The sequence below is a fragment of the Marinobacter vinifirmus genome (assembly GCF_002258215.1).
Lineage (GTDB): Bacteria > Pseudomonadota > Gammaproteobacteria > Pseudomonadales > Oleiphilaceae > Marinobacter > Marinobacter vinifirmus.
Map to the genome: position 1 here is coordinate 135266 of NZ_NEFY01000008.1, position 19919 is coordinate 155184.

The window sequence follows — 19919 nt, forward strand, 5'->3', positions numbered from 1 at the left end:
AACAGCGGGTATTATCGAGGCCATTATTGTTAATACCCATTTTTCAGGAGCTGTAATGGAACCTATCCGCCCGGATGATGACGAGCTGATTGCTGACGAGCCATTTGGTGCCGCAGAGCCCAGGGAAACTGCGCCCGGAAAGCAGAAGCCGGTGAAGGCGGATAAGCCGAAGCAGAAGGCTGAGAAGCCGCCAAAACCACCCAGGCCGCCGAAGCAGGATAAGGCCGGGGGTTCGGGGGGTGGTTCCGGGTTGGTCTGGTTGTTGTTGCTGGTGGTTGCCGCGGGTGCCGGGGCGGGCTGGTATTTTCAGGAGCAGCGGATTCAGGCCCTGGAGGGGCAGCTGGAGGAGGCTGATTACTGGGCGCGGCAGAGTAAGCTGGCGCTGGCGCGGTTTGAGGGTGAGCTGTCGGAGACCGGAGAATCTTTGCAGGAGCGGGGCGCTTCCCTTGAGGAGCAGTTGGCGGCCACTAAAAAGCAGATTGATGCGGCCGACAGCGAGATCCGCAAACTCTGGGCGATTGCCAATGAACGCAACAAGAAGCGACTGGACGAGCACCAGGAGCGGCTGGCGTCGATAGATGGCAAGCTCGTTGAGGCCGAGAAGGCAATTGCCGGGGTGGGCGAACAGGTTGAGCAGGTCCGGGCTGGGTTGGCTTCAGATGTGGACGCGGTGGAAACCCGGGTGGCCGAGCTGGCCAAGGCGGGTGAAGCGCTGCAAGGGGAACTTGCGGAGGTAACTGAGCAGGTGGCCGGGGTTGATGAGCTGGTTGATGGCCGTATTCGCCGGTTCCAGCAGGAACAGAAGCTGACACTGGATGGCATCGAAAGCCGGATTGCGTCTTTGGAGAAGGCCGCAGACAGCAGTGCCGGCGATGCGGAGGTGAGGGCGTTGCGTAATGAGCTGGCCCAGCTGAAGAAAACCGTAGAGGCGATTGACGCTTCCCGTTCGCAGCTGACTTCCCGCCTGGTTCGTTTGTCTGAGGAGGTTAATCAGCTGCGCGCCCAGTAAGCTCAGGCAGGAGCTTTTCCGGCGTCGTGTAACGGTTTGTAGCCATCCCTTGCGGTAGCTCTCATTTCTTGGAGTTGGCAGTTGTTATGATCAGCCAACTCGATAAGGGATGAAGAGCACATAACAATGAAAATCCGAGTACCTTTCCTGAGGCCGGTTGCGGTGCCTGCGAAGCCAGTGGCTGCACTGCTTTGTGTGGCGATGTTGTCCGGCTGTACGGTTTACCAGTCGATTGGTAAAAGCGTGGGGGCATTTCTGCACCCGGTTTCCGGCCACGACTTTGTGCATATCGACAACGACCAGTGGGACCAGAACAACGCCCTGTTGTATTTCTACCGGACCCACTCCCAATGGGCGGCCGATGAGATCGAGTCGCCCAGTGTCTATATTGATGACCATCATTACTTCAATATCCGCAACAACAGCTACACCTGGCTTGAGGTAAAACCGGGTGAGCGGCATATTGCCATGCGCCGGCCGCTTTTGGGGTTGGAGGGTCTGAACTCCTTCAGCCTGAGCCTGATTGCCGATGCTACGCTGGAAGTTAAGCCGGGGCAGATTTACTACCTTCGCTATAACGAACTGACCGAGCCGGAACAGCCGAACCCGGGCCTGGACCCGGAGCATCCGCTGGCGTCCGGCGATTTGCAGCTGGTGACCCGTGACTACGCCATGCAGGCAGACCAGATTGTGTCTACGCTGTTTCTGAACAGCGATCTGTTGGCGCCAAACCATGCGGCTACTTCCATTGTTGAAGTGAATGAGGATGAAGATTACGAAAAGCGCAAAGCCGCACTGGAAGAAGAGAGAGAGATCGAAATCGAACGCCTGAAGGAGGAAGGCAGGTACGAGTCTGCCTCCTGGTACTGGCCCTTCGGTGGCGGCCCAACCGTGCCGCTTGAGGCGGATCGCAAGATGGAGGAGCTTGAGCGGGAATATGCCATGCTCGAGCGTGAGCGCGAACGCAGGCGTGAAGAGGAATCCGGCGGGGGATGGTGGATCTTTTAGCGCTCAAGCTTATGATTTTGATCAACAAATGGTCAATATGGCGGGTGTCGGAAAAAATTTAAGAAATTTTCGGGAAAACATTTGACACTGTGAGCGAAATGCTTAAAATGCGCGTCTCACTTGGTTGAGACAGCAACGCTGAATCAGCAAGCGCCTAGCGCAGCAAGTGACCGCTTTAAGCCTGAAGAACAGTAAGGCTACGAAGTGGGTGGTTAGCTCAGCTGGGAGAGCATCGCCCTTACAAGGCGAGGGTCGCAGGTTCGATCCCTGCACCACCCACCACTTTTAAAGCGGATTGCCGGTTTAACTTTTTCGATAAAGTTGGATCGTTGCGGAGCGGTAGTTCAGTTGGTTAGAATACCGGCCTGTCACGCCGGGGGTCGCGGGTTCGAGTCCCGTCCGCTCCGCCAACCTTTTTCCCGGGTGGTTAGCTCAGCTGGGAGAGCATCGCCCTTACAAGGCGAGGGTCGCAGGTTCGATCCCTGCACCACCCACCAGTTTTGAAAAAAAGCAGATCCAAGCGGATCTGCTTTTTTTTTTGCTTTTTATTTGCCAATCAGTGACTGCCCGCATACCCGCACGACGTTGCCGTTTACACCTGCAGAGGCCGGGTTGCAGTACCAGGCGATAGCTTCAGCAACATCCAGCGGATGGCCGCCCTGAGACAGGCTGTTCATGCGCCGGCCCGCTTCACGAATCGTAAACGGCATGGCAGCAGTCATCTGGGTTTCGATAAAGCCCGGGGCGATGGCGTTAATGGTAATGCCGTTTTTCAGGTGCTTCGCCATAGACTCTACATAGCCGATCACGCCGCTCTTGGCGCAAGAGTAGTTGGTCTGGCCGAAGTTGCCGGCAATGCCGCTGATGGAGGAAATGCACACAATCCGGCCGTTGTCGCGCATCAGGTTACGCTCAGCCAGTTCCTCGTCGATCAGCTCCTCGGCAGTCAGGTTTACCGCGATGGTCATATCCCAGAAGTGCTCCGGCATATTACCGAGTGTTTTGTCGCGGGTGATACCTGCGTTATGGACGACAAAGTCCACGCCACCGGTTTCCTTTTCGATGAAATCGGCAATCAGCTTGGGGGCTTTTTCATCGGTAATATCGCAAGCCAGTGCCTTGCCTTTGATGGCGCCGGTAACCTTCTGCAGTTCTTCCATGGCCGGGGGAATGTCCAGGCCGATTACGGTGGCGCCGTCCCGGGCCAGGGTTTCGGCGATGGCTGCACCAATGCCGCGGGAAGCTCCCGTAACCAGGGCAACCTTGCCGGTAAGCGGAGCAACCGGATTGGTGGCCCTGGCTTCCTCAGCCTTGCCGATGCGAACGACCTGGCCGGATACATAGGCAGACCGGGCCGACAGGAAGAAGCGCACGGTAGAGTCCAGCTGGTTTTCGGCGTTTGGCGCAATCCATGCCAGGTTAGCCGTAGAGCCTTTCTTGCCGATTTCCTTGCCAACGGCCCGCACAAAACCTTCCAGTGCTTGTTGAGCGGCGGCGTTCGGGGCCTTGCGGCAGGTGTGGGGGTCCTGGCCGATCACCAGCACCCGGCCATTGGCGGCCAGCTTGCGGATGGTCGGGTGGAAAAAGTCGTACAGGGCCCGCAGATCCTGCGGGGTTTTCAGGCCGGTGGCATCAAACACCAGGGCGGAAAACTTACCTTCACTGTTGGCGCCCACCTCAAAAGGCTTGGCCTTGTTGCCGGCCTGGGAAGATTCCGCCAGGGTGTCCGGGCCGGTGGCGTGGAACAGGTTGGCCGGGCTGGCGCCAAGAACAGAGCCGAGGGTTGCGATGGCTTTGGCGCCGTTACCGGCACCAATCAGCACGTCACCTTCAATAAAAGGCTGATCCACACGCTTCAGGCGTTTCAGCGGAGCCGGCGAGGGCAGGCCCAGGGATTGGGCGGCCGTTTTGCCGACAGGGGTGTTTACGATTTTCAGGTAGAGGTCAGACATGGTTTCTTCCTTGTTGATGCGGTTGAGTGCAATTTAGGCTAAAGGGTAAAGATTCTGCCGGCTAATGGATTGACTCAACGCAGGGACCGCGTTGTCAGACTTGCCAATGAGCCCGGGGCGTCAATCGCTAGACTTTGCTGTAACCTCAGATTATCTGAATCCGTACTTATTGAAAGGGAAGACTGCAATGGCCCAGGCAAAGAAAACCACCCAAGGCGCTACTGGCACCGCGGGCAGCACCAAGGGAAATACCCAGACCGTTCGCCGCGTTGCGGTGATCGGCGGCAACCGGATTCCGTTTGCCCGTTCCAATACCGCCTACAGCAAAATCAGCAACCAGGAGTTGCTTACCTCAGCACTGCGCGGTCTGGTCGACCGCTACAACCTGCAGGGTATGCGAATGGGCGAAGTGGTTGCCGGTGCAGTGATCAAGCATTCCCGGGACTTCAACCTGACCCGGGAATCCGTGCTCAGCTCCGGACTGGCCCCGGAAACCCCGGCCTACGATATCCAGCAGGCCTGTGGCACGGGCCTGGAGGCTGCCATTCTGGTGGCAAACAAGATTGCCCTGGGGCAGATTGAATGCGGCATTGCCGGCGGCACAGATACCACTTCCGATGCGCCTATCGGCGTAGGTGAAGGTCTGCGGGAGATTCTGCTGGATCTTAACCGCGCGAAAACGACCAAGGAACGCCTGAAAATTCTGGGCCGGTTCCGCCCGGGCCACCTGGTGCCGGAAATTCCGGAGAACGGCGAACCCCGCACGGGTATGTCGATGGGTGATCACTGCCAGGTAACCGCAAAGGAATGGAACGTCGCCCGGGAAGACCAGGACCGGCTGGCCTGGGAAAGCCATCAGAAGCTGGCCAAAGCCTATGAAGAAGGCTTTTTCGACGACCTTGTAACGCCTATGGCCGGGCTGGAGAAAGACAACATCCTGCGCCCGGACACTACGATGGAAAAGCTGGCCACCCTGAAGCCCTGCTTTGATCGTGAGACCGGCACCATGACCGCCGCAAACAGCACCGCGCTGACGGATGGCTCATCCTGTGTGCTGCTGGCCAGCGAGGAGTGGGCCAAGGCCAACAATATGGAAGTAAAAGCCTGGCTGACTTTCTCGGAAGTGGCTGCCGTAGACTTTGTCGACAAGAAAGAAGGCCTCCTGATGGCGCCGGCCTACGCCGTGCCCCGCATGCTCGAGAAAGCCGGTCTGACCCTGCAGGACTTCGATTTCTACGAAATCCACGAAGCCTTTGCCGCACAGGTGCTGTCTACCCTGAAAGCCTGGGAAGATCCTGCCTTCTGCAAGGAGCGGCTGGGCCTGGATAAACCACTGGGCAGCATCGACAAGGCGAAACTGAACGTGAAAGGCTCCAGCCTGGCCACCGGCCACCCGTTCGCGGCAACCGGCGGCCGTATTGTCGCGACGCTGGCTAAATTGCTGGAGGAAAAGGGCAGTGGCCGGGGCCTGATCTCCATCTGTGCTGCCGGTGGTCAGGGCGTAACAGCGATATTGGAGCGCTAAGTTACGGGAAAACCGTAATAACCTTTGACAGGCAGCATTCCAGCCCGTATTATTCGCGCCACGTTGATCGGGGCTGGCCCCCGAAGCCAACAACCAGTTTGATGCGGGGTGGAGCAGTCTGGTAGCTCGTCGGGCTCATAACCCGAAGGTCGTAGGTTCGAATCCTGCCCCCGCTACCATAAAAAAGAAAGGCAGATCAGTTAGTTACTGATCTGCCTTTTTTGTTTTCTGATCCTGAAATTTTCTCCGTGCCCTCACCGTGCCCTATGCGTGCCAATTTCCGATTTGGATATTCTGGTTCCTCTTCGTTGTTGACCGTCAGTCTTCTGGGGCACGGGATATTAGCTTCCGCCCTCACGCTAAAAAAAGAGAATCACTTTTCGCCTTCCGATCCTTCAGACTCGTCCGAGACTTCCTTGATGTGCGTGATTAACTGCTCAACCGAACAGTCGAAATAAGTGCATAGCTTATCAATGTTGTCCGTCACTGTGCTGTGGCCGGGATGATTGATGATTTTCGACAGTGTCATCCTGTTGATGCCAGTGTCCCTAGCGATTTCACCGATAGTAATTCGTCGTTTCTCGGCAAATTCCTTATCTGCTATCAACTCCTTTAAATGGAAACGGATCATCTCTCTGCTCTTTTGATAAAAAAAAGTATCAAACACCACTTGCAATTATCATCAAGGGGTGTATATTGACAATCAAATGATGACAAAAGTTATCAAGTGATCATTGATTGGCAAAAGGAGATGTTCTCATGAACAACACATACCTGACAACTGAAGAGCTCTCAGAGCGTATCAAGTATGACCCCCGCACCATCCGTCAGTGTCTGAAGGACAGCGTCCTGTTAGAGGGCAAACATTATATCCGCCCATTTGGCGGCCGAAAGATTCTCTACATCTGGGAGATTATCGAGGAAGACATGCTCAGCATGGCTCAGAACAACCTGGCCATTCCGATGGCAAGCGGAGGTGTTTGTCATGGCTAAGGTGCGAGTACGAGCCGATACAAAGAAACTCTTTATCGATTTTCGGTACCAAGGAATACGCTGCAGGGAGCAGACTTTATTGAGTGACACCGCCCGCAACCGAAAACAGCTGGAGACATTGATCCAGAGAATGGAAGCCAAAATGCTGGTTGGGGGCTTTGATTACGCCGAGTTCTTCCCGGGAAGCAAAAACCTCAAAAAACTTGAGGAGGCTGGCGCTCTTCCCAGAAATGGGGGGGGTATCCTTGGTCAGTCGGAAACTATCACTCCTTTGTTCGCAGACTTCGCTGACCAGTGGTTCCTCGAATCCAAAATCCAGTGGCGGAACTCCCACACTCGCAACGTGGAATCCATCCTGGCCAGTTCTCTCAAGCCAGCCTTCAAGGATAAACGGGTAGGCGAGATTTCCAAGCCGGATATTCTGGCCGCTCGTAACAAGATGGCTCGGCGGAAAGGAAGAGGGGCCAGTGGCTTGATGGCGCCCAAAACCATCAACAGCCACATGACCATTTTGCGGATGATTCTAACGGAGGCGGCTGAGCGGTTTGACTTCACGAATCCCTATCTGAACATAAAGCCGCTCAAGCAGCAGAGGGTACACATCGAGCCTTTCTCCCTGAATGAGGTAGAAAAGATTCTCGAAACGGTCAGAGAGGATTACCACAACTATTACCTGGTGCGTTTTTACACCGGCATGCGAACGGGGGAGGTTGATGGCCTCAAGTGGGAGTACGTGGATTTTGAAAAGCGGGAAATCCTGGTACGTGAAACACTTATCCACGGCCAAACCGAGTACACAAAAACGGACGGCTCACAAAGGGAAATTCCAATGTTTGGCCCCGTGTACCAGGCACTCAAATCCCAGTACGAGGCAACCGGCAAACTCAGCAAGTTCGTATTTTGTAACCGGCTGGGAGAGCCGCTGGACCACAATAACGTGACCAAGCGTGTTTGGTACCCTTTGTTGGAACACCTCAAGCTGAAGAAACGCAGACCCTACCAGACCCGGCATACAGCTGCGACGCTACTCCTCGCGTCGGGAGAAAACCCGGAATGGGTCGCCCGCACTCTGGGCCATTCCTCAACGGAAATGCTGTTTAAAGTGTATTCCCGCTATATCCCGAACCTGACTCGCATGGATGGCAGCGCCTTTGAGCGACTGATTCAGAGTCGGGTCATCGAAAACGATAAGGAGGTAGGTGATGAAACTGAATGATCTACGCCCGTTGATGCAGGAAACTTTTAAAGGCACCTACCGACTGACGGGGCGTGTTGCCTGTTTTGACGATGAAGGCATTCCGTATCTGAAACTTCGGTTGAGCAGCTGTGCCAGTGACATCGTGGTGCTGGCGGTAATTGGTTCTATATTGATTCCAGAGCACTTGGGCCACATGGATCTGGTCGTGGTCAAAGGGCAGGTGTGCGTGGGTGCGGAGGAAAGTGAGATCCTGCTGACCGATATCCGCCGCCCGTTGCAGGCAGACGTTGCCAGCTTGCCTGCACTGCAGACTTTGCCACGGACGTTCTGTCCGAGACCGGAGGCACTGGATCAGCTGGTGGCTGCGGTTCGGTCTTTGCAGTCAGCCACGTTACAGATGTTCATTAAGCGAGTATTGGAGCGCCGTGACAGGCTTGAAGTCTTTCTGAAAGCTCCGGCGAGCAGGAATTACCATCATAATGAACCTGGCGGGCTGCTGGCTCATTCCTTGGACGTGGCGAAGAACGTAGTGGTCATGACGAAGACCAATGAGCCAGACATGCCTCAAGAACTTCAGGAGCTCGGTTTCGTTGCTGGTTTGTTGCACGATATTGGCAAGACCTACACTTACGATACGTGGGGTAAGCCGACGGCAACCGCGAGGTTGTGCGACCACGCCGACATGACTTTGGAAGCCTGCGCCTACGGTCTGGCTTATCTTGACAAGGTAGACCCTGATGCGGCTCTCGCACTCAGGCACATTTGGACCTGTGCCTCGCCCGGCGCACGTTACGGTGTCAGCCCTGCGATGACGCTTGCCCGCTACGTTCGGGACGCCGATGCCCAGAGTGCCATGGCTGACAATCAGCGGAAGGCCTATCGAAAGCGCCAGTCAATCGGTTTTGGGCGGCTCGGAAACAACACATATTGGCGGCCATCGATAGAAGCTCATGGATGAGGCTGATGGAAACTACAGTGAGGGGTGTGAGCACATGGCGGCCACACCCCTTTTTCATTAGATGGTGTGTGAGGAAAGCAGCTAGGCAGTGAAGCAGGCATTTACCCGGCAACGGTGCTAAGGTCAGAAAAAATATCGCGTCCAGAGCGAAGGAAATGCTGAAAATATACTACCTCCATGGCTTCGCCAGCCGCTTCGATACCACCAGCGACAAACTTAAAGCGCTCGCGAAGCTTGGCCCTGTCTATGGTCACGACATCGATTACACTCAAGCCTCGGAAGACGTCATTGAAGATAGCCTGGACAAACTGATGCAAGTGAACCCGGACCTTCTGGTTGGGACCTCGATGGGGGGATGGTTGGCGGGTATTCTGGGTGCCGAATCCGGCATTCCGTTTGTCGCCATCAACCCGGTGACGGATCCCGGTCACACTCTCAAGCCCTGGATAGGGCAGGGTGTTGATCATCAGGGGCACGCCTATCAACTGACGGACGAAGTGGTTTCAAGCTACTATCCCTTCACTCCCTATGGCAGCGGGCTTGTGTTGCTGGATCAGGGGGATGAACTGCTTCCGTGGAGCGACACCGTCAGGACGCTTGGGGATTATTTTCCGGTTCATAGTTTTGAGGGCGGCAGCCATCGGTTTGAGCACACGGAAGAAGCGTTGAAGCTGATTCGGGAACATGTGAAGGATTGAAACCGAAAACCCGGACTGGATGAACGGACGGACCGAACCATGAATTACGACACTCTCAAACAGCGCCACCGTGATGAGCGAGACGGCTACCCTGCCAATCTCAGCCTGCGGGTTCATCGGTCGCTGAGCTGGTTGCAGCGAGCAGAGCAACTCGACGACCCAGACAGCCGGTTCATCTTTCTGTGGATTGCGTTCAACGCCGCCTATGCCACAGAGATCAATGAAGAATACCGGACGACAGAGAAAACGGCCTTCCGTGGTTTCTTGGAGAAGTTAGTCGATCTTGATGCCGGCAAACAGCTGGATGAGCTGACCTGGACAGAATTCCCCCGGAGTATTCGGGTACTACTCAGCAATCGTTTTGTGTTTCAGCCCTTCTGGGACCATCAGAACGGAAAGCTCAGTGAGGAAGAGTGGCAAGACCAGTTTAACCGTGCAAAAGTCGCCGCTCAGTCCGCCTTGGGCTCAGAGGATACCGCGACGGTACTGGGCATTGCGCTTAGCCGGATCTACACCCTGCGAAATCAGTTGATACATGGCGGTGCTACATGGGGCAGTAAGGTAAACCGGGAGCAGATTCGTGACTGTGTAGCCTTGATGAGCCAACTGGTTCCCGTCATTCTGACAATCATGATGGATCACCCGGAGACACTGTGGGGCGATGCCTGTTATCCGGTAGTGAAGGACTAGTGTTCGACGAGTAAATGCATGCCTTCTAGTCCGCTTCGGCCTGATCAATGTCCAAGGAACGGTAAACAACCCACACTATGAGCTCTATGCCGCACTACCTGAAAAAACTGTTCTCCCGGGCGTATCGCCGTCAGCTTGCCGCTGAAGAACGTCAGAGCGAGCTGCAGGCCCAGATTCAAGAGCATCTGGCGACACTTCCCAGATGTGAAGGACAAATACTGGTTGCCACTACCGAGAACCGGGATGAGGGCTTTTTCTGCGACGTTACGGTCCCGGCAAGAGTGTTGTTGGCCTGGGCAAGGGAAGACGCCGAGAGAACGGTGATTCAAAGCGTCAGTGCCCAAGCGGCGAGGGAGGTGCTGCCAATCTGGCTCGCCAATTCTACCTTCGACACACGCAAGGTGAGTCGGTTGCCGGACGGCCATTTCGGCCTCGTTGAAGAGCGGATTAATGACTGGGTAACCGATGGAACCGCTACGGTGTATTGCCCGGAATGCGGCCATGAAGTCCAAGACGTTGCGATCACGAAGGCAAATGAAATGAGAGCTGGCAGGGCGTATTACTGGTGGACAGACATCTGGAGCTGCCCCCGTGGTCACCTGTTACGCCAAAAAGACCAGGAAATCCGGTTTATATTGAAGCCTCACCGACAAAGAGGTTGATTCGGCTCAGACTCCTCCCGCCTTCCTGGCAGCTGCACTAGTCCGAGTATAGAACACTGGGCCCAATGATGGGTTGACCCAACCGTATTGTCTCGCCAAAATACTGTATATTCAAACAGTATCCGGTGTAAAGCATGTCCTGCATTCTGCTTGGTGACTACGAATCCGTTTCACGCCTGAACATCCCGATGTTTCTTGAGCGGGTCTCGGCTGGCTTCCCATCGCCGGCGGAGGACTACGTTGAGAAAACCATTGACCTGAACGAGCTGTGCATCCAGCACCCGGCTGCCACGTTCTTTGTGCGAGTTCAGGGAGAGTCTATGGTTGAAGCGGGCATCTATCCCGGCGATGTCCTGGTGGTGGACCGGTCGCTGAGAGCCAAGCACGGAGACATCATCATCGCCAGCCTGGAAAGCGAGATGACGGTGAAGCAATTGCATTTGACGCCACCGCCCGTTCGGCTCCTTCCACGGAATTCAGCGTACCGGCCTATTACCGTCGAGGGCGATATGGTGATGGAGGTGTTTGGGGTGGTCACCAACGTCATCCGGTCATTCAAGCGGGGAGGGCAGGGATGACACCTGAATCGGCAGTATCCTTTGCCACCGTAAGACGACGGTTCGATTTTCGCAGCATCGAGGTCGGACGCTGGGTAACGCCTCAGGAGCGGGACCGGGCAGCCGGCCGGTTCTATCAGGCGCTGTGTGATTTGATGACAATCCTGCGAGGACCGGAGCCATTGATCTCCCTGAGGAGCACGCTAGGCCTGCAGTATGGCATCGGCGGCCGGCTGGGCGTGGCCGCGCACTACATTCCCGCCACCCGGCAACTGGCGCTGGCCAAGAACGCTGGTGCGGGTAGCCTGGCGCATGAATGGTTTCACGCCTTTGATCACTACATGGGTGGCAAAGCTTACCGGAATGCCGGACCGTGCGGCTTCGCTTCCAGTGCCTGGCTGAACAGCGTAAGCAGTAAACCGCATCCACTGAATGAACGGCTAGGCGCATGCTTCCAGGCCATCATGCTGACGGAGGACGGCACAGCACCCAGCACTTTGTTCCGGGCCTCCCAGGTGGCCGATCAGCACTTGAAAACGGTTTATTACGCCAAACCGGAGGAGCTGTGCGCTCGCGCCTTTGAAGCCTTCATTGAAGACAGCCAGCCGCGTAACCGATTTCTGGTAAACGGAACCGTTCACTCTGATGAAGCCAAGGTTGGTCTGTATCCGCAGGGCGACCATCGCCAGCGTATCAATGACGCCTTTCAGTATTACTTTGCCGCTCTCGGGGCTGCGTTGTACCGGGAACAGGCCAAAGCCGGATGAGGAAGCCTGTGTTCGCCCTGGTGGACTGTAATAACTTCTATGCCTCCTGCGAGAAGCTGTTTCGTCCGGATCTGCGCCATACACCGGTTGTGGTGCTGTCCAACAACGACGGCTGCGTCGTCGCCCGTTCCAAAGAAGCTAAGGAATTTGGGATCAAGATGGGCGTGCCGGTTCATCACATTAAACCGGAAATTCGCCGATACGGCATCCAGGTGTTCTCCTCGAACTACACCCTCTATGGCGACATGAGCCGGCGGGTGATGACGACTCTGGAGGCCCTGGCCCCCAAAGTGGATATCTATTCCATCGATGAAGCCTTTCTGGACCTGACCGGCATTGACCGGGTGGTGTCCTTCGAGAACTTTGGGCGAGAGGTCAGGAACACGGTGTATCAGAACGTCGGCTTACCGGTCTGTGTGGGCATTGCTCCGACGCGAACCCTGGCCAAGCTGGCCAACTATGCCGCCAAGAAATATCCAGCCACTGGAGGCGTGGTCGATCTGACGGACCCCGACCGGCAACGGCGGCTGATGGCGCGGGTACCGGTTGAGGAGGTTTGGGGTGTCGGGCGAAAACTCAGTGCCAGACTTCAGACCATGGGTATTGTCACGGCGTTACAGTTAGCGGATACCCATCTGGCGACCCTCAGAAACCAGTTCTCTGTCGTGTTGGAACGCACCGCCCGGGAGCTCAATGGTTTGCCCTGTGTGCCGTGGGAGGATGTGCCGGCCCCGAAGAAGCAAATTATGTGCTCCCGATCGTTTGGTCAGCCCCTTCAGATATTGAGCGACCTGGAAGAAGCCGTGGCGCACTTTGCGACTCGCGCGACCGAGAAGCTACGGGGAGGCCAGCAGTATGCTGGGGAACTGATGGTGTTCATCCGAACCAATCCGTTCAAGGCGACGGCGCCGCAGTATTCACGCAGTGCCAGCGTGAAGCTCATCCAGCCCAGCCAGGACTCCCGGGTTATTGTGCAGCAGGCTCTGAACCTTCTCCGACCGATGTATCGGGAAGGATTTGATTACGCTAAGGCCGGCGTTATGTTGGGGGAACTGGTGGGTGAGTCGGGTGTTCAGGAGGATCTCTTCCAAGCCGCGCAGGAGCAGGCGCCAGACAATGGCAGATCGGAACGCCTGATGGCGGTGATGGATACCATCAACCGGAAGTCGAGGGCGACGGTCTACATGGCCAGAGAGGCCGGGCCTGCGGCTTATGCGATGCGGCGGGGGCATTTGTCGCCGGCGTATACGACAGATTGGGCAGCTTTACCCTGGGTAAACTGACCCGTTAAGTGGAGCGAGGTAGCTGCAGTAATGCTTTTATATCGTCAGGGCTCTGTTCTTTGCCGCCATAGTGCAGTGCTGCGTGGCAGTTCGGGCATACCGGGATCAGGTCATTAATGGGATCTACTTCATACTGCTCGCCGATTTTCGAGATCGGGACAATATGATGGACGTGTATGAAGCCTTGAAAGTCCGCTCCATAGGTTTGCGCAAAATCGAAGCCGCAGATCAGACAAGCCGAGCCGTGGTGTTCGATACAAGCGGCCCTGGCTGCAGGGCTTCGTTCATAACGGTTTACAGTAACGGACCTCCGAGCGCCCTCCCAGACTGAATCGGGAACTTCTTCCGGTATCGAAGCCGTTTGTTCATCCAGCGCTAGGGCGACCACAGTGAACCCGAGCTCTTCGAGTTTTGGGACAACGGTGGCAAGACCACCGGAAAACTGCTTAGACGACAATGGCGTGCCAAATTGATAGCCGTGTGCGGCACCAACAATGGCTTTGGAGTCGTAGCTTCTCCCGCCATGAATAAGTGCAAAGGTGCGGGCTTTGCCAAAACCGTAACGCTTTAGAAACCCCTCTTGTCCCAGCTGGTCGTACTCGGCTATCGCCTCCAGGACGGCCTTGGGATCATTTAGGTCTTTCAAGCTCATGGGACGAATCCTTTCAATTAGACGTTCACCGTAATTCGCTATGCCATGATAACGCATGACTATGGAGTCAAGTTTATTTCGTTCGATCAACATTAACCCACCGCCGAATCCAATCCAAAGCACCCTCTGACGGGCTTGAATTACACACCCCGCGAACCTCGCCAACCACCCACGTCTTATTCTGATACTCCAGTGATATGGTTAAACGCTCCGGGTGGACCATCCGGTAAATGAACACTTCCCCGAGGGCGACCGGCACGTCATAGCTGCCGACGCAATGGCGCATGGTTGCCCCTTCTTCCAGAAGCTCAAGCCAGGAACCCAACGGCTCTATACCGTCGATTGGGGCGAGAGGCGGTTTGGGATAGTCGCCGTGCTCCTCAGAAAGCGGTCTTGGCGTTTCTCTTCGGAGTTTCGGCTGTTTGCCCGATTAAAACGTTCAACCAAGCGGTCATGTTGGTCCTGAAGGGTTTCTCTGGAATGATAGGCAGAAATCTCAGGAGAGAGAAAACCTGGGGAATGCGAAGGTTCCGCACATTTGGAGTAATTACGAATCTTTGCGTGGAGCTTGGCTACGCTTACGCTGGTCAAGATGGGAATATCGGACGGCTACTTATTTGTGCACTTATCTGTGCAACTACATTATTACCAACCTGGACCGGCTGGATCGGAACGCCAAACAGGGCCTCACGTGGCTTGTTTGCTGAAAAAAAACGCTAATTTTATTAACTGCTTCGCGCAGGCCCTGAAAGGCAACGGGTTTGCAGCACAACTTAAGTTAATATACTCGGTTAATATTTCAATGTTAATATATTTCCTAGAGTTACGAGTAATTTAACTTTTGTGAGCGACGACCGGGTAGCTGCGATAACCGCCAACTTTTTAGGCCCGGTGGAAGAACCCCCAAATCTGTAAAGTTTGCCTGGAGAGTGAGAAGCATATGCTGGTTGGTTATGCACGAGTCTCGACTGACGATCTAAACCTCAACTTGCAACGAGACGCCCTCGACCAGGCTGGGTGTGAGCAAATCTTCAAGGATCAGCTTAGCGGTGCCAAAGCGGAACGCCCAGGTCTGCACCAGGCTTTGCAGTACGCGAGAACGGGTGACACCATAGTGGTCTGGCGACTGGATCGCTTGAGCAGGTCACTCAAAGACTTGATCGAGATGGTGACACTGCTGGAATCCAAGGGGATCGGCTTGAAGAGCCTCCAGGAAGCCATCGACACCTCATCCAGCTCCGGCAAGTTGATTTTCCATATATTCGGTGCGTTGGCTGAGTTTGAGCGGAACCTGATCCGTGAGCGCACCCAAGCAGGCCTCCAAGCTGCGCGAGCGCGTGGACGAAAAGGGGGTAGGCCTAAGTCACTCAGCAAAGATAAACAGGCCTTAGCCGTGAAGCTTTACGACGAGAAGGAACACACCGTGGATCAGATCTGCGAAATGATGGGAATTTCAAAGCCCACACTCTACAAGTACATCAAGGCGGCCAAAGGCCGGTGAATTTCGTGCAGGAATTTACGGTTTGAGGTGGATCCGGGTGGGCGGAACCGTAAGTTTCTGTTCAAATGCCCCCGCTAGGCCATCCCATGGCTGTGGGCAGGAATTTTGACGAAATCCTCCGGGTGATTGATGCACTGCAGACCGGTGATGCCCACCGCTGTGCACTGCCTGCTGACTGGCGCAAAGGAGACGACGTGATCATTCCGCCATCTATCTCCAATGAAGATGCCAAAGGCTTGTTCCCGAATGGCTGGAATGAAATTCGTCCTTATCTCCGCACAACCAAGCTTTAAGCTGGTTTGGAGGTCTCAGGGGTGCTTGTTTCTGACATGCACCCCTTTTTTCTTTGCGTTATAGTTGCAAAATACAACATATAGTGAGGACTTTCTGTACCTGGCCACCGTTCTGGATCTACTCTCCCGGCAGATTTTTGGCTGGTCCATGAAGCCACGAATGTCTACCGATCGGGTTATGGACGCGTTGCTGATGGCCTCTTGGAGGCGGAGGCCGAAATAGGAGGTTCTGATTCACTCAGCCCAGAACTGGCAATATACCAGCCGGGGGATGGCGAGACTTCCTGAAGGATCACCGATTGAAACCAAGTATGAACCGTCGCGGGAACTGTCACGACAACGCGGTTGCGGAGAGCTTCTTCTCGCTGCTCAAGAGCGAGCGAGTCAAACGAAAAATCTATAAGGATCGGGAACAAGCTCGGCAGGATATTTTCGATTATATTGAGATGTTCTATAACCCGGTTCGCCGGCACGGCAATAATGGCGGCCTGTCGCCGGTGGACTTCGAAAAGCAGTACTTCACAAAGCTGTCAGGTGTCTAGGATATCGGGGGCTTGCCAAGCAAACGTTATTTAAAAACCTCTAACCGTTTAGTTGAGTAATAGATTGCCATCAGCACTGGTACGTCCTTGCTATAAAAAACTGTTTCACTAGCGCCGTACCTTTGATTCAATTGGTCAAGTGTCCTGATATCAATACCGGATGTCAGAACCCGCCTCCCATTTACATCTCCAACAAGCCTGAATCTCACTCTGTTTGATTTACAGACTGCCTGCAGTTTGAACTCTGAGTAGCCCGTTCTTGGATGCCACTTTCCAACGGCTTCAACAGTGACACTTCCAAGAGAAGAGGCCGAAAACATTAAGTGCTTGGTGTGATTTAACCAAGATTCAGTGATATACACCTCAACCCATAGCGGTCGCGGAAAGTCACAACCTTTTATTGTTAAGAGGATCAAGTTCATATTTATTGGCTCACTCCGGTGACTGGCTGCTTCGGTTGCCACGCAACATATTGCCTTCAACTCTGGAGCCTTCCGTTCACCAAAGATTTCAGTTCAGTATCCGGATCCTCTAGTAGTTCCGGGTTGATCGTTCTGCGTTGTTGAACGAGTGTCTTGCCTACCAAAAAAGCAAGGGGCAGGTTGACCGCGTCAACAGCAATAACACAGCCTTCGCGGAGATAGAACACGGCAAATCCTTTATCCTCGGGGCTGCCGCGAACCACTCGCTGATCATGATTTTGCGACAATCCTACCATCTGCAGACGAACATCGTACTGGTTTGACCAGAACCATGGAACGCTATCATAGGGTTTCTCCTCACCCATCAGGGTTGCTGCGGCTGTACGAGCCTGATCGACAGCATTGGCGACAGACTCGAGCCGTTGCATCTTCTCGAAGAAAAGATTCCGGTGCCGGGTGCAGTCACCGATCGCCAAGATGGCGGGGTCCTCGGTACGGGTAAATTCGTCAACAATAATACCGTTATCACAGGGCAGGCCGGCGCCCTTAGCCAGAGCGGTTTCCGGGATAACGCCAATCGACACAAGGACGATGTCGGCCGGTACGGTGCCTCCGTCCGCCAACGTCACGCCAGCCACATGCCCCTGATCGCCCTCCTCGAAGCCGGTTACCGCTGTGTTCAGACGTACGTCCACGCCGGCGCCGCGGTGTTTGTCGTAAAAGAACGCTGATATTTCCGGGCCCGTAACGCGCTGCATAAGGCGCTCGGCGGCTTCCAGCACCGTGACATTAACACCTTTTTTGTTGGCACTGGCCGCCACCTCAAGGCCGATGTAACCACCACCCACGACGACCAGGCGCTTTCCAGCAACTAACTGTTCACGCAGTACCTCTGAATCAGCTATGTCGTGCAGGTAATGAATGCCATTTAAGTCAGCCCCGGGCGCGTTCAGGTGTCGAAGGTGTGACCCGGTGGCCAGGACCAGTCGATCGTATTGCAGCCTGCTCTGATCCGACAAGCTGATGGTGCTACTGTCCCGATCAATTTGTTCGACGCGCACACCGAGCCGCAACTGATGGCCTGCGTTCTCGTATACCGAGCGCGGTTTCAGGTACAGCGACTCCTGATCAACATCTCCTGTCAGGTAATTCTTGGACAGCGGCGGTCGTTGGTAGGGCGGATGAGGTTCATTCCCCACCAGAACGACCTCATGTTGATATTTTTTTTGGAGTAAGGCTGTCAGGAGGGCACCTGCTGCGTGCCCACCGCCAACAATGACCGTCCTCTCTTTACGTTTGCTTACCATAGGCTATCTCTTTCGCTGTGCCCTGGGATTGGATTCTCCACACGTTCGGATGCCATCCTGGTCAATCGGTTAATTAACTGTTCGGTGTCAGTTTGACCATCAACCTGGAATAGCCCCGCACGAAGTTGGACTGCACCCGCTCGGGCTCTTCGACGACTTCGATGTTGTCAAAACGCTTGAGTATTTCTTCCCAGAGGATGCGCAGTTGCAGTTCAGCCAGACGGTTGCCCATGCAACGGTGAACCCCATAGCCGAACGACATGTGGTTTCGTGCGTCCTTGCGATCAATGATGAACTGATCGGGGTTGTCAAATTTGCGCTCGTCCCGGTTACCCGACGCGTACCACATGACAACTCGATCACCCTTCTTGATGGTCTGGCCGCCCAGTTCGACATCCTGCTTGGCGATTCGGCGCATATAGGCCAGCGGCGTTTGCCAGCGGATGATTTCCGACACCATGTTCGGAATCAACTCCGGTTTTGCCTTCAATTTTTCAAATTCCCTGGGGAATTCGTTCATGGCCACCAGGCCACCACTCATCGAGTTGCGCGTCGTATCGTTTCCGCCGACTATGAGCAGCGTCAAATTACCGATAAACTCCATCGGCCGATTGATCAGGTCTTTCGTTTCTTTGTTGCTCTGCAACAGGCTGATCAAATCGAAACCGGGCTCCTCGCCTGCTGCGCGGCGCGCCTCCTTGTCCCGCCAAAGCCTGGAGAAAGACCGGGCCATGTCTGCCGCGTCGTCAAACATGGCATTTTCATCGGCAAACTCCCCGCCGGTGGCCGATGCTGCACCTGCCATTCTGTCCGACCACTCAACCAGCTTGTGGCGTTCCTCGTAAGGGAAATCCAGAAGCGTCGCCAGCATGCGGCCTGTGAGTTCCTTGGAAACAGCAGGTACCCAGTTAAAGGGCTTGTCCAGAGGCAGGCTGTCAAGCACATCACCGGTGCGTGATCGGATCAGCCCCTCCATCTCCTTCAGGTTTTTCGGTGCCACTACTCCCTGCACCGAGCTGCGCTGCACATCGTGTTTCGGCGGATCCATCGCTATGAACATTTCCACCGACAGCCCCTCCGGAGGGTCACCGAGAATGATTTGCGGCTCGGCGGAAAACAGGTCGTGACTCTTATCCACGAACAGGATGTCTTCAAACCGAGTTACCGACCAGAAGGGGCCGAAAGGGCTGTTCTTCTGGTAATGGACCGGCGCCTCATCACGCAACCGTTTGAAATAGGCGCGCCACTGACCCTGCCGGTATAAAAACGGATTGCTGACATCGATGTCCTCAAGGGCCAGCGTGTTAACGTCCGGGATGGGTGTTTCAACGAATTCGGGCATCGGTCGGCGTGGGCCGAAGGTCTTCCTCTTGGCGCTCATTAAGAATTTCAGTCCCTGAATTTGCCTCTGCATCGGCACCACCCTGGAGGTGGCGTTAATCAGTCGGGACTGAATGTCGTCAAATGTTCTGGGCAGTGTTGGCATGCGTCCTCCTGTGTTCACATCTGGAACTCGGGTAAATGCACGGTCATGCCGTCCATTTCATCAGTCAGTACCACCTGGCAGCCCAGGCGCGAAGTGCTCGCCCGCTCCGGTGTCATTGACAGCATTTGTTCTTCCTCATTGCCAGGCGTGCCTGTCTTGCTGAACCATTCGTTCGTGACGATAACGTGGCAGGTACCGCAGGCGCACTCCCCCCCACAATCCCCGTCGATACCGGGAATGGCGCTATCAACAGCGATTTGCATTACCGAGGAACCAGCTTTGAATTCTGCGACATGTTCAGTTTGATCATGTTCGATAAACGTAACTTTGCCCAATGTTGTTCTCCTACCAGCATTGATGATTGACAGATATTGCCTGTCTGCCAGCATATTTTTCAGGTCATTTCTTGACAAGCA

21 protein-coding genes, 4 tRNA genes and 1 pseudogene are annotated in these 19919 nt (G+C 55.0%); 19 read left to right on the forward strand and 7 right to left on the reverse strand.

Annotated features, from left to right (window positions below; genetic code table 11):
* Positions 1-55 precede the first annotated feature (55 nt).
* The 5 genes from B9Q17_RS11720 (at position 56) to B9Q17_RS11740 (ending at position 2514) form a co-directional block, all read left to right on the forward strand.
* Positions 56-1009: a hypothetical protein gene (locus B9Q17_RS11720; protein WP_094625370.1), complete on the forward strand. Its 954-nt coding sequence runs from the start codon at positions 56-58 to the stop codon at positions 1007-1009.
* Positions 1010-1135: 126 nt separating this feature from the next.
* Positions 1136-2017: a DUF2846 domain-containing protein gene (locus B9Q17_RS11725; RefSeq protein ID WP_094625371.1), complete on the forward strand. Its 882-nt coding sequence runs from the start codon at positions 1136-1138 to the stop codon at positions 2015-2017.
* A gap of 206 nt (positions 2018-2223) precedes the next feature.
* A tRNA-Val gene (locus B9Q17_RS11730) sits at positions 2224-2299 on the forward strand.
* Between the two features lie 51 nt (positions 2300-2350).
* Positions 2351-2427: transfer RNA gene (locus tag B9Q17_RS11735), tRNA-Asp, on the forward strand.
* A gap of 11 nt (positions 2428-2438) precedes the next feature.
* A tRNA-Val gene (locus B9Q17_RS11740) sits at positions 2439-2514 on the forward strand.
* Between the two features lie 48 nt (positions 2515-2562).
* Here B9Q17_RS11740 and B9Q17_RS11745 read toward each other — a convergent pair.
* Positions 2563-3969 carry a 3-oxoacyl-ACP reductase gene (locus tag B9Q17_RS11745; protein WP_094625372.1) on the reverse strand — a complete coding sequence of 469 codons (1407 nt, stop codon included), beginning with the start codon at positions 3967-3969 and terminating at the stop codon, positions 2563-2565.
* 187 nt (positions 3970-4156) lie between these two features.
* On the opposite strand from B9Q17_RS11745, the gene B9Q17_RS11750 reads away from it, so the two are divergent.
* Both B9Q17_RS11750 and B9Q17_RS11755 read left to right on the forward strand, forming a co-directional pair.
* Complete coding sequence (locus B9Q17_RS11750) at positions 4157-5494, forward strand: acetyl-CoA C-acetyltransferase (protein ID WP_094625373.1); 1338 nt, start codon at positions 4157-4159, stop codon at positions 5492-5494.
* A gap of 102 nt (positions 5495-5596) precedes the next feature.
* Positions 5597-5673, forward strand: a tRNA-Met gene (locus B9Q17_RS11755).
* A 194-nt stretch (positions 5674-5867) separates the two neighbouring features.
* Here the strand turns inward: B9Q17_RS11755 and B9Q17_RS11760 are convergent.
* The gene (locus B9Q17_RS11760; RefSeq protein ID WP_094625374.1) at positions 5868-6125 is read right to left on the reverse strand and encodes a helix-turn-helix domain-containing protein; all 258 of its coding nucleotides are present in this window, start codon (positions 6123-6125) and stop codon (positions 5868-5870) included.
* A gap of 128 nt (positions 6126-6253) precedes the next feature.
* Here B9Q17_RS11760 and B9Q17_RS11765 point away from each other — a divergent pair, with 128 nt between their 5' ends.
* The 9 genes from B9Q17_RS11765 (at position 6254) to umuC (ending at position 13300) form a co-directional block, all read left to right on the forward strand.
* Positions 6254-6487 (forward strand): hypothetical protein, encoded by a 234-nt coding sequence (locus tag B9Q17_RS11765; RefSeq protein ID WP_008170356.1) that lies wholly within the window; start codon positions 6254-6256, stop codon positions 6485-6487.
* Positions 6480-7703, forward strand: coding sequence for a tyrosine-type recombinase/integrase (locus tag B9Q17_RS11770; RefSeq protein ID WP_094625375.1), 1224 nt, complete (start codon positions 6480-6482; stop codon positions 7701-7703). Before B9Q17_RS11765 ends, B9Q17_RS11770 begins: the two co-directional genes overlap by 8 nt.
* Positions 7690-8643 (forward strand): TraI domain-containing protein, encoded by a 954-nt coding sequence (locus B9Q17_RS11775; protein ID WP_094625376.1) that lies wholly within the window; start codon positions 7690-7692, stop codon positions 8641-8643. Before B9Q17_RS11770 ends, B9Q17_RS11775 begins: the two co-directional genes overlap by 14 nt.
* Before the next feature lie 155 nt (positions 8644-8798).
* Positions 8799-9341 carry a YqiA/YcfP family alpha/beta fold hydrolase gene (locus tag B9Q17_RS11780; RefSeq protein WP_094625377.1) on the forward strand — a complete coding sequence of 181 codons (543 nt, stop codon included), beginning with the start codon at positions 8799-8801 and terminating at the stop codon, positions 9339-9341.
* Between the two features lie 39 nt (positions 9342-9380).
* The gene (locus B9Q17_RS11785) at positions 9381-10031 is read left to right on the forward strand and encodes a HEPN domain-containing protein (RefSeq protein WP_094625378.1); all 651 of its coding nucleotides are present in this window, start codon (positions 9381-9383) and stop codon (positions 10029-10031) included.
* Positions 10032-10108: 77 nt separating this feature from the next.
* Positions 10109-10693, forward strand: coding sequence for a hypothetical protein (locus tag B9Q17_RS11790; RefSeq protein WP_094625379.1), 585 nt, complete (start codon positions 10109-10111; stop codon positions 10691-10693).
* 134 nt (positions 10694-10827) lie between these two features.
* Positions 10828-11271 carry a translesion error-prone DNA polymerase V autoproteolytic subunit gene (gene umuD, locus B9Q17_RS11795; RefSeq protein WP_094625380.1) on the forward strand — a complete coding sequence of 148 codons (444 nt, stop codon included), beginning with the start codon at positions 10828-10830 and terminating at the stop codon, positions 11269-11271.
* Positions 11268-12017 (forward strand): CLCA_X family protein, encoded by a 750-nt coding sequence (locus tag B9Q17_RS11800; protein WP_094625381.1) that lies wholly within the window; start codon positions 11268-11270, stop codon positions 12015-12017. The genes umuD and B9Q17_RS11800 overlap by 4 nt, the downstream gene beginning before the upstream one ends.
* Positions 12014-13300, forward strand: a complete 1287-nt coding sequence (gene umuC / locus B9Q17_RS11805; RefSeq protein ID WP_094625382.1) for a translesion error-prone DNA polymerase V subunit UmuC — start codon at positions 12014-12016, stop codon at positions 13298-13300. Before B9Q17_RS11800 ends, umuC begins: the two co-directional genes overlap by 4 nt.
* Before the next feature lie 4 nt (positions 13301-13304).
* Here the strand turns inward: umuC and B9Q17_RS11810 are convergent, their stop codons facing one another.
* The gene (locus B9Q17_RS11810; RefSeq protein ID WP_167373027.1) at positions 13305-13952 is read right to left on the reverse strand and encodes an HNH endonuclease; all 648 of its coding nucleotides are present in this window, start codon (positions 13950-13952) and stop codon (positions 13305-13307) included.
* A 73-nt stretch (positions 13953-14025) separates the two neighbouring features.
* Positions 14026-14277 (reverse strand): PcfJ domain-containing protein, encoded by a 252-nt coding sequence (locus B9Q17_RS18580; RefSeq protein WP_094625384.1) that lies wholly within the window; start codon positions 14275-14277, stop codon positions 14026-14028.
* 615 nt (positions 14278-14892) lie between these two features.
* Here B9Q17_RS18580 and B9Q17_RS11820 point away from each other — a divergent pair.
* The 3 genes and pseudogenes from B9Q17_RS11820 to B9Q17_RS11830 all read left to right on the forward strand — a co-directional run.
* Positions 14893-15453, forward strand: coding sequence for a recombinase family protein (locus B9Q17_RS11820; protein ID WP_094625385.1), 561 nt, complete (start codon positions 14893-14895; stop codon positions 15451-15453).
* Between the two features lie 86 nt (positions 15454-15539).
* On the forward strand, positions 15540-15746 hold the full coding sequence (locus B9Q17_RS11825; protein ID WP_279627995.1) for a thioredoxin domain-containing protein: 207 nt from the start codon (positions 15540-15542) through the stop codon (positions 15744-15746).
* 85 nt (positions 15747-15831) lie between these two features.
* Positions 15832-16288: pseudogene (locus tag B9Q17_RS11830) on the forward strand (IS3 family transposase); the annotation flags it as partial.
* A 478-nt stretch (positions 16289-16766) separates the two neighbouring features.
* Here the strand turns inward: B9Q17_RS11830 and B9Q17_RS11835 are convergent.
* The 3 genes from B9Q17_RS11835 to B9Q17_RS11845 form a co-directional block, all read right to left on the reverse strand.
* A complete protein-coding gene (locus B9Q17_RS11835) occupies positions 16767-18017 on the reverse strand; it encodes an NAD(P)/FAD-dependent oxidoreductase (RefSeq protein WP_091817890.1) in 1251 nt (416 codons plus the stop codon).
* 73 nt (positions 18018-18090) lie between these two features.
* Complete coding sequence (locus B9Q17_RS11840; RefSeq protein ID WP_022988824.1) at positions 18091-19503, reverse strand: cytochrome P450; 1413 nt, start codon at positions 19501-19503, stop codon at positions 18091-18093.
* A 14-nt stretch (positions 19504-19517) separates the two neighbouring features.
* On the reverse strand, positions 19518-19916 hold the full coding sequence (locus B9Q17_RS11845) for a 2Fe-2S iron-sulfur cluster-binding protein (protein ID WP_319802629.1): 399 nt from the start codon (positions 19914-19916) through the stop codon (positions 19518-19520).
* Positions 19917-19919: the final 3 nt, after the last annotated feature.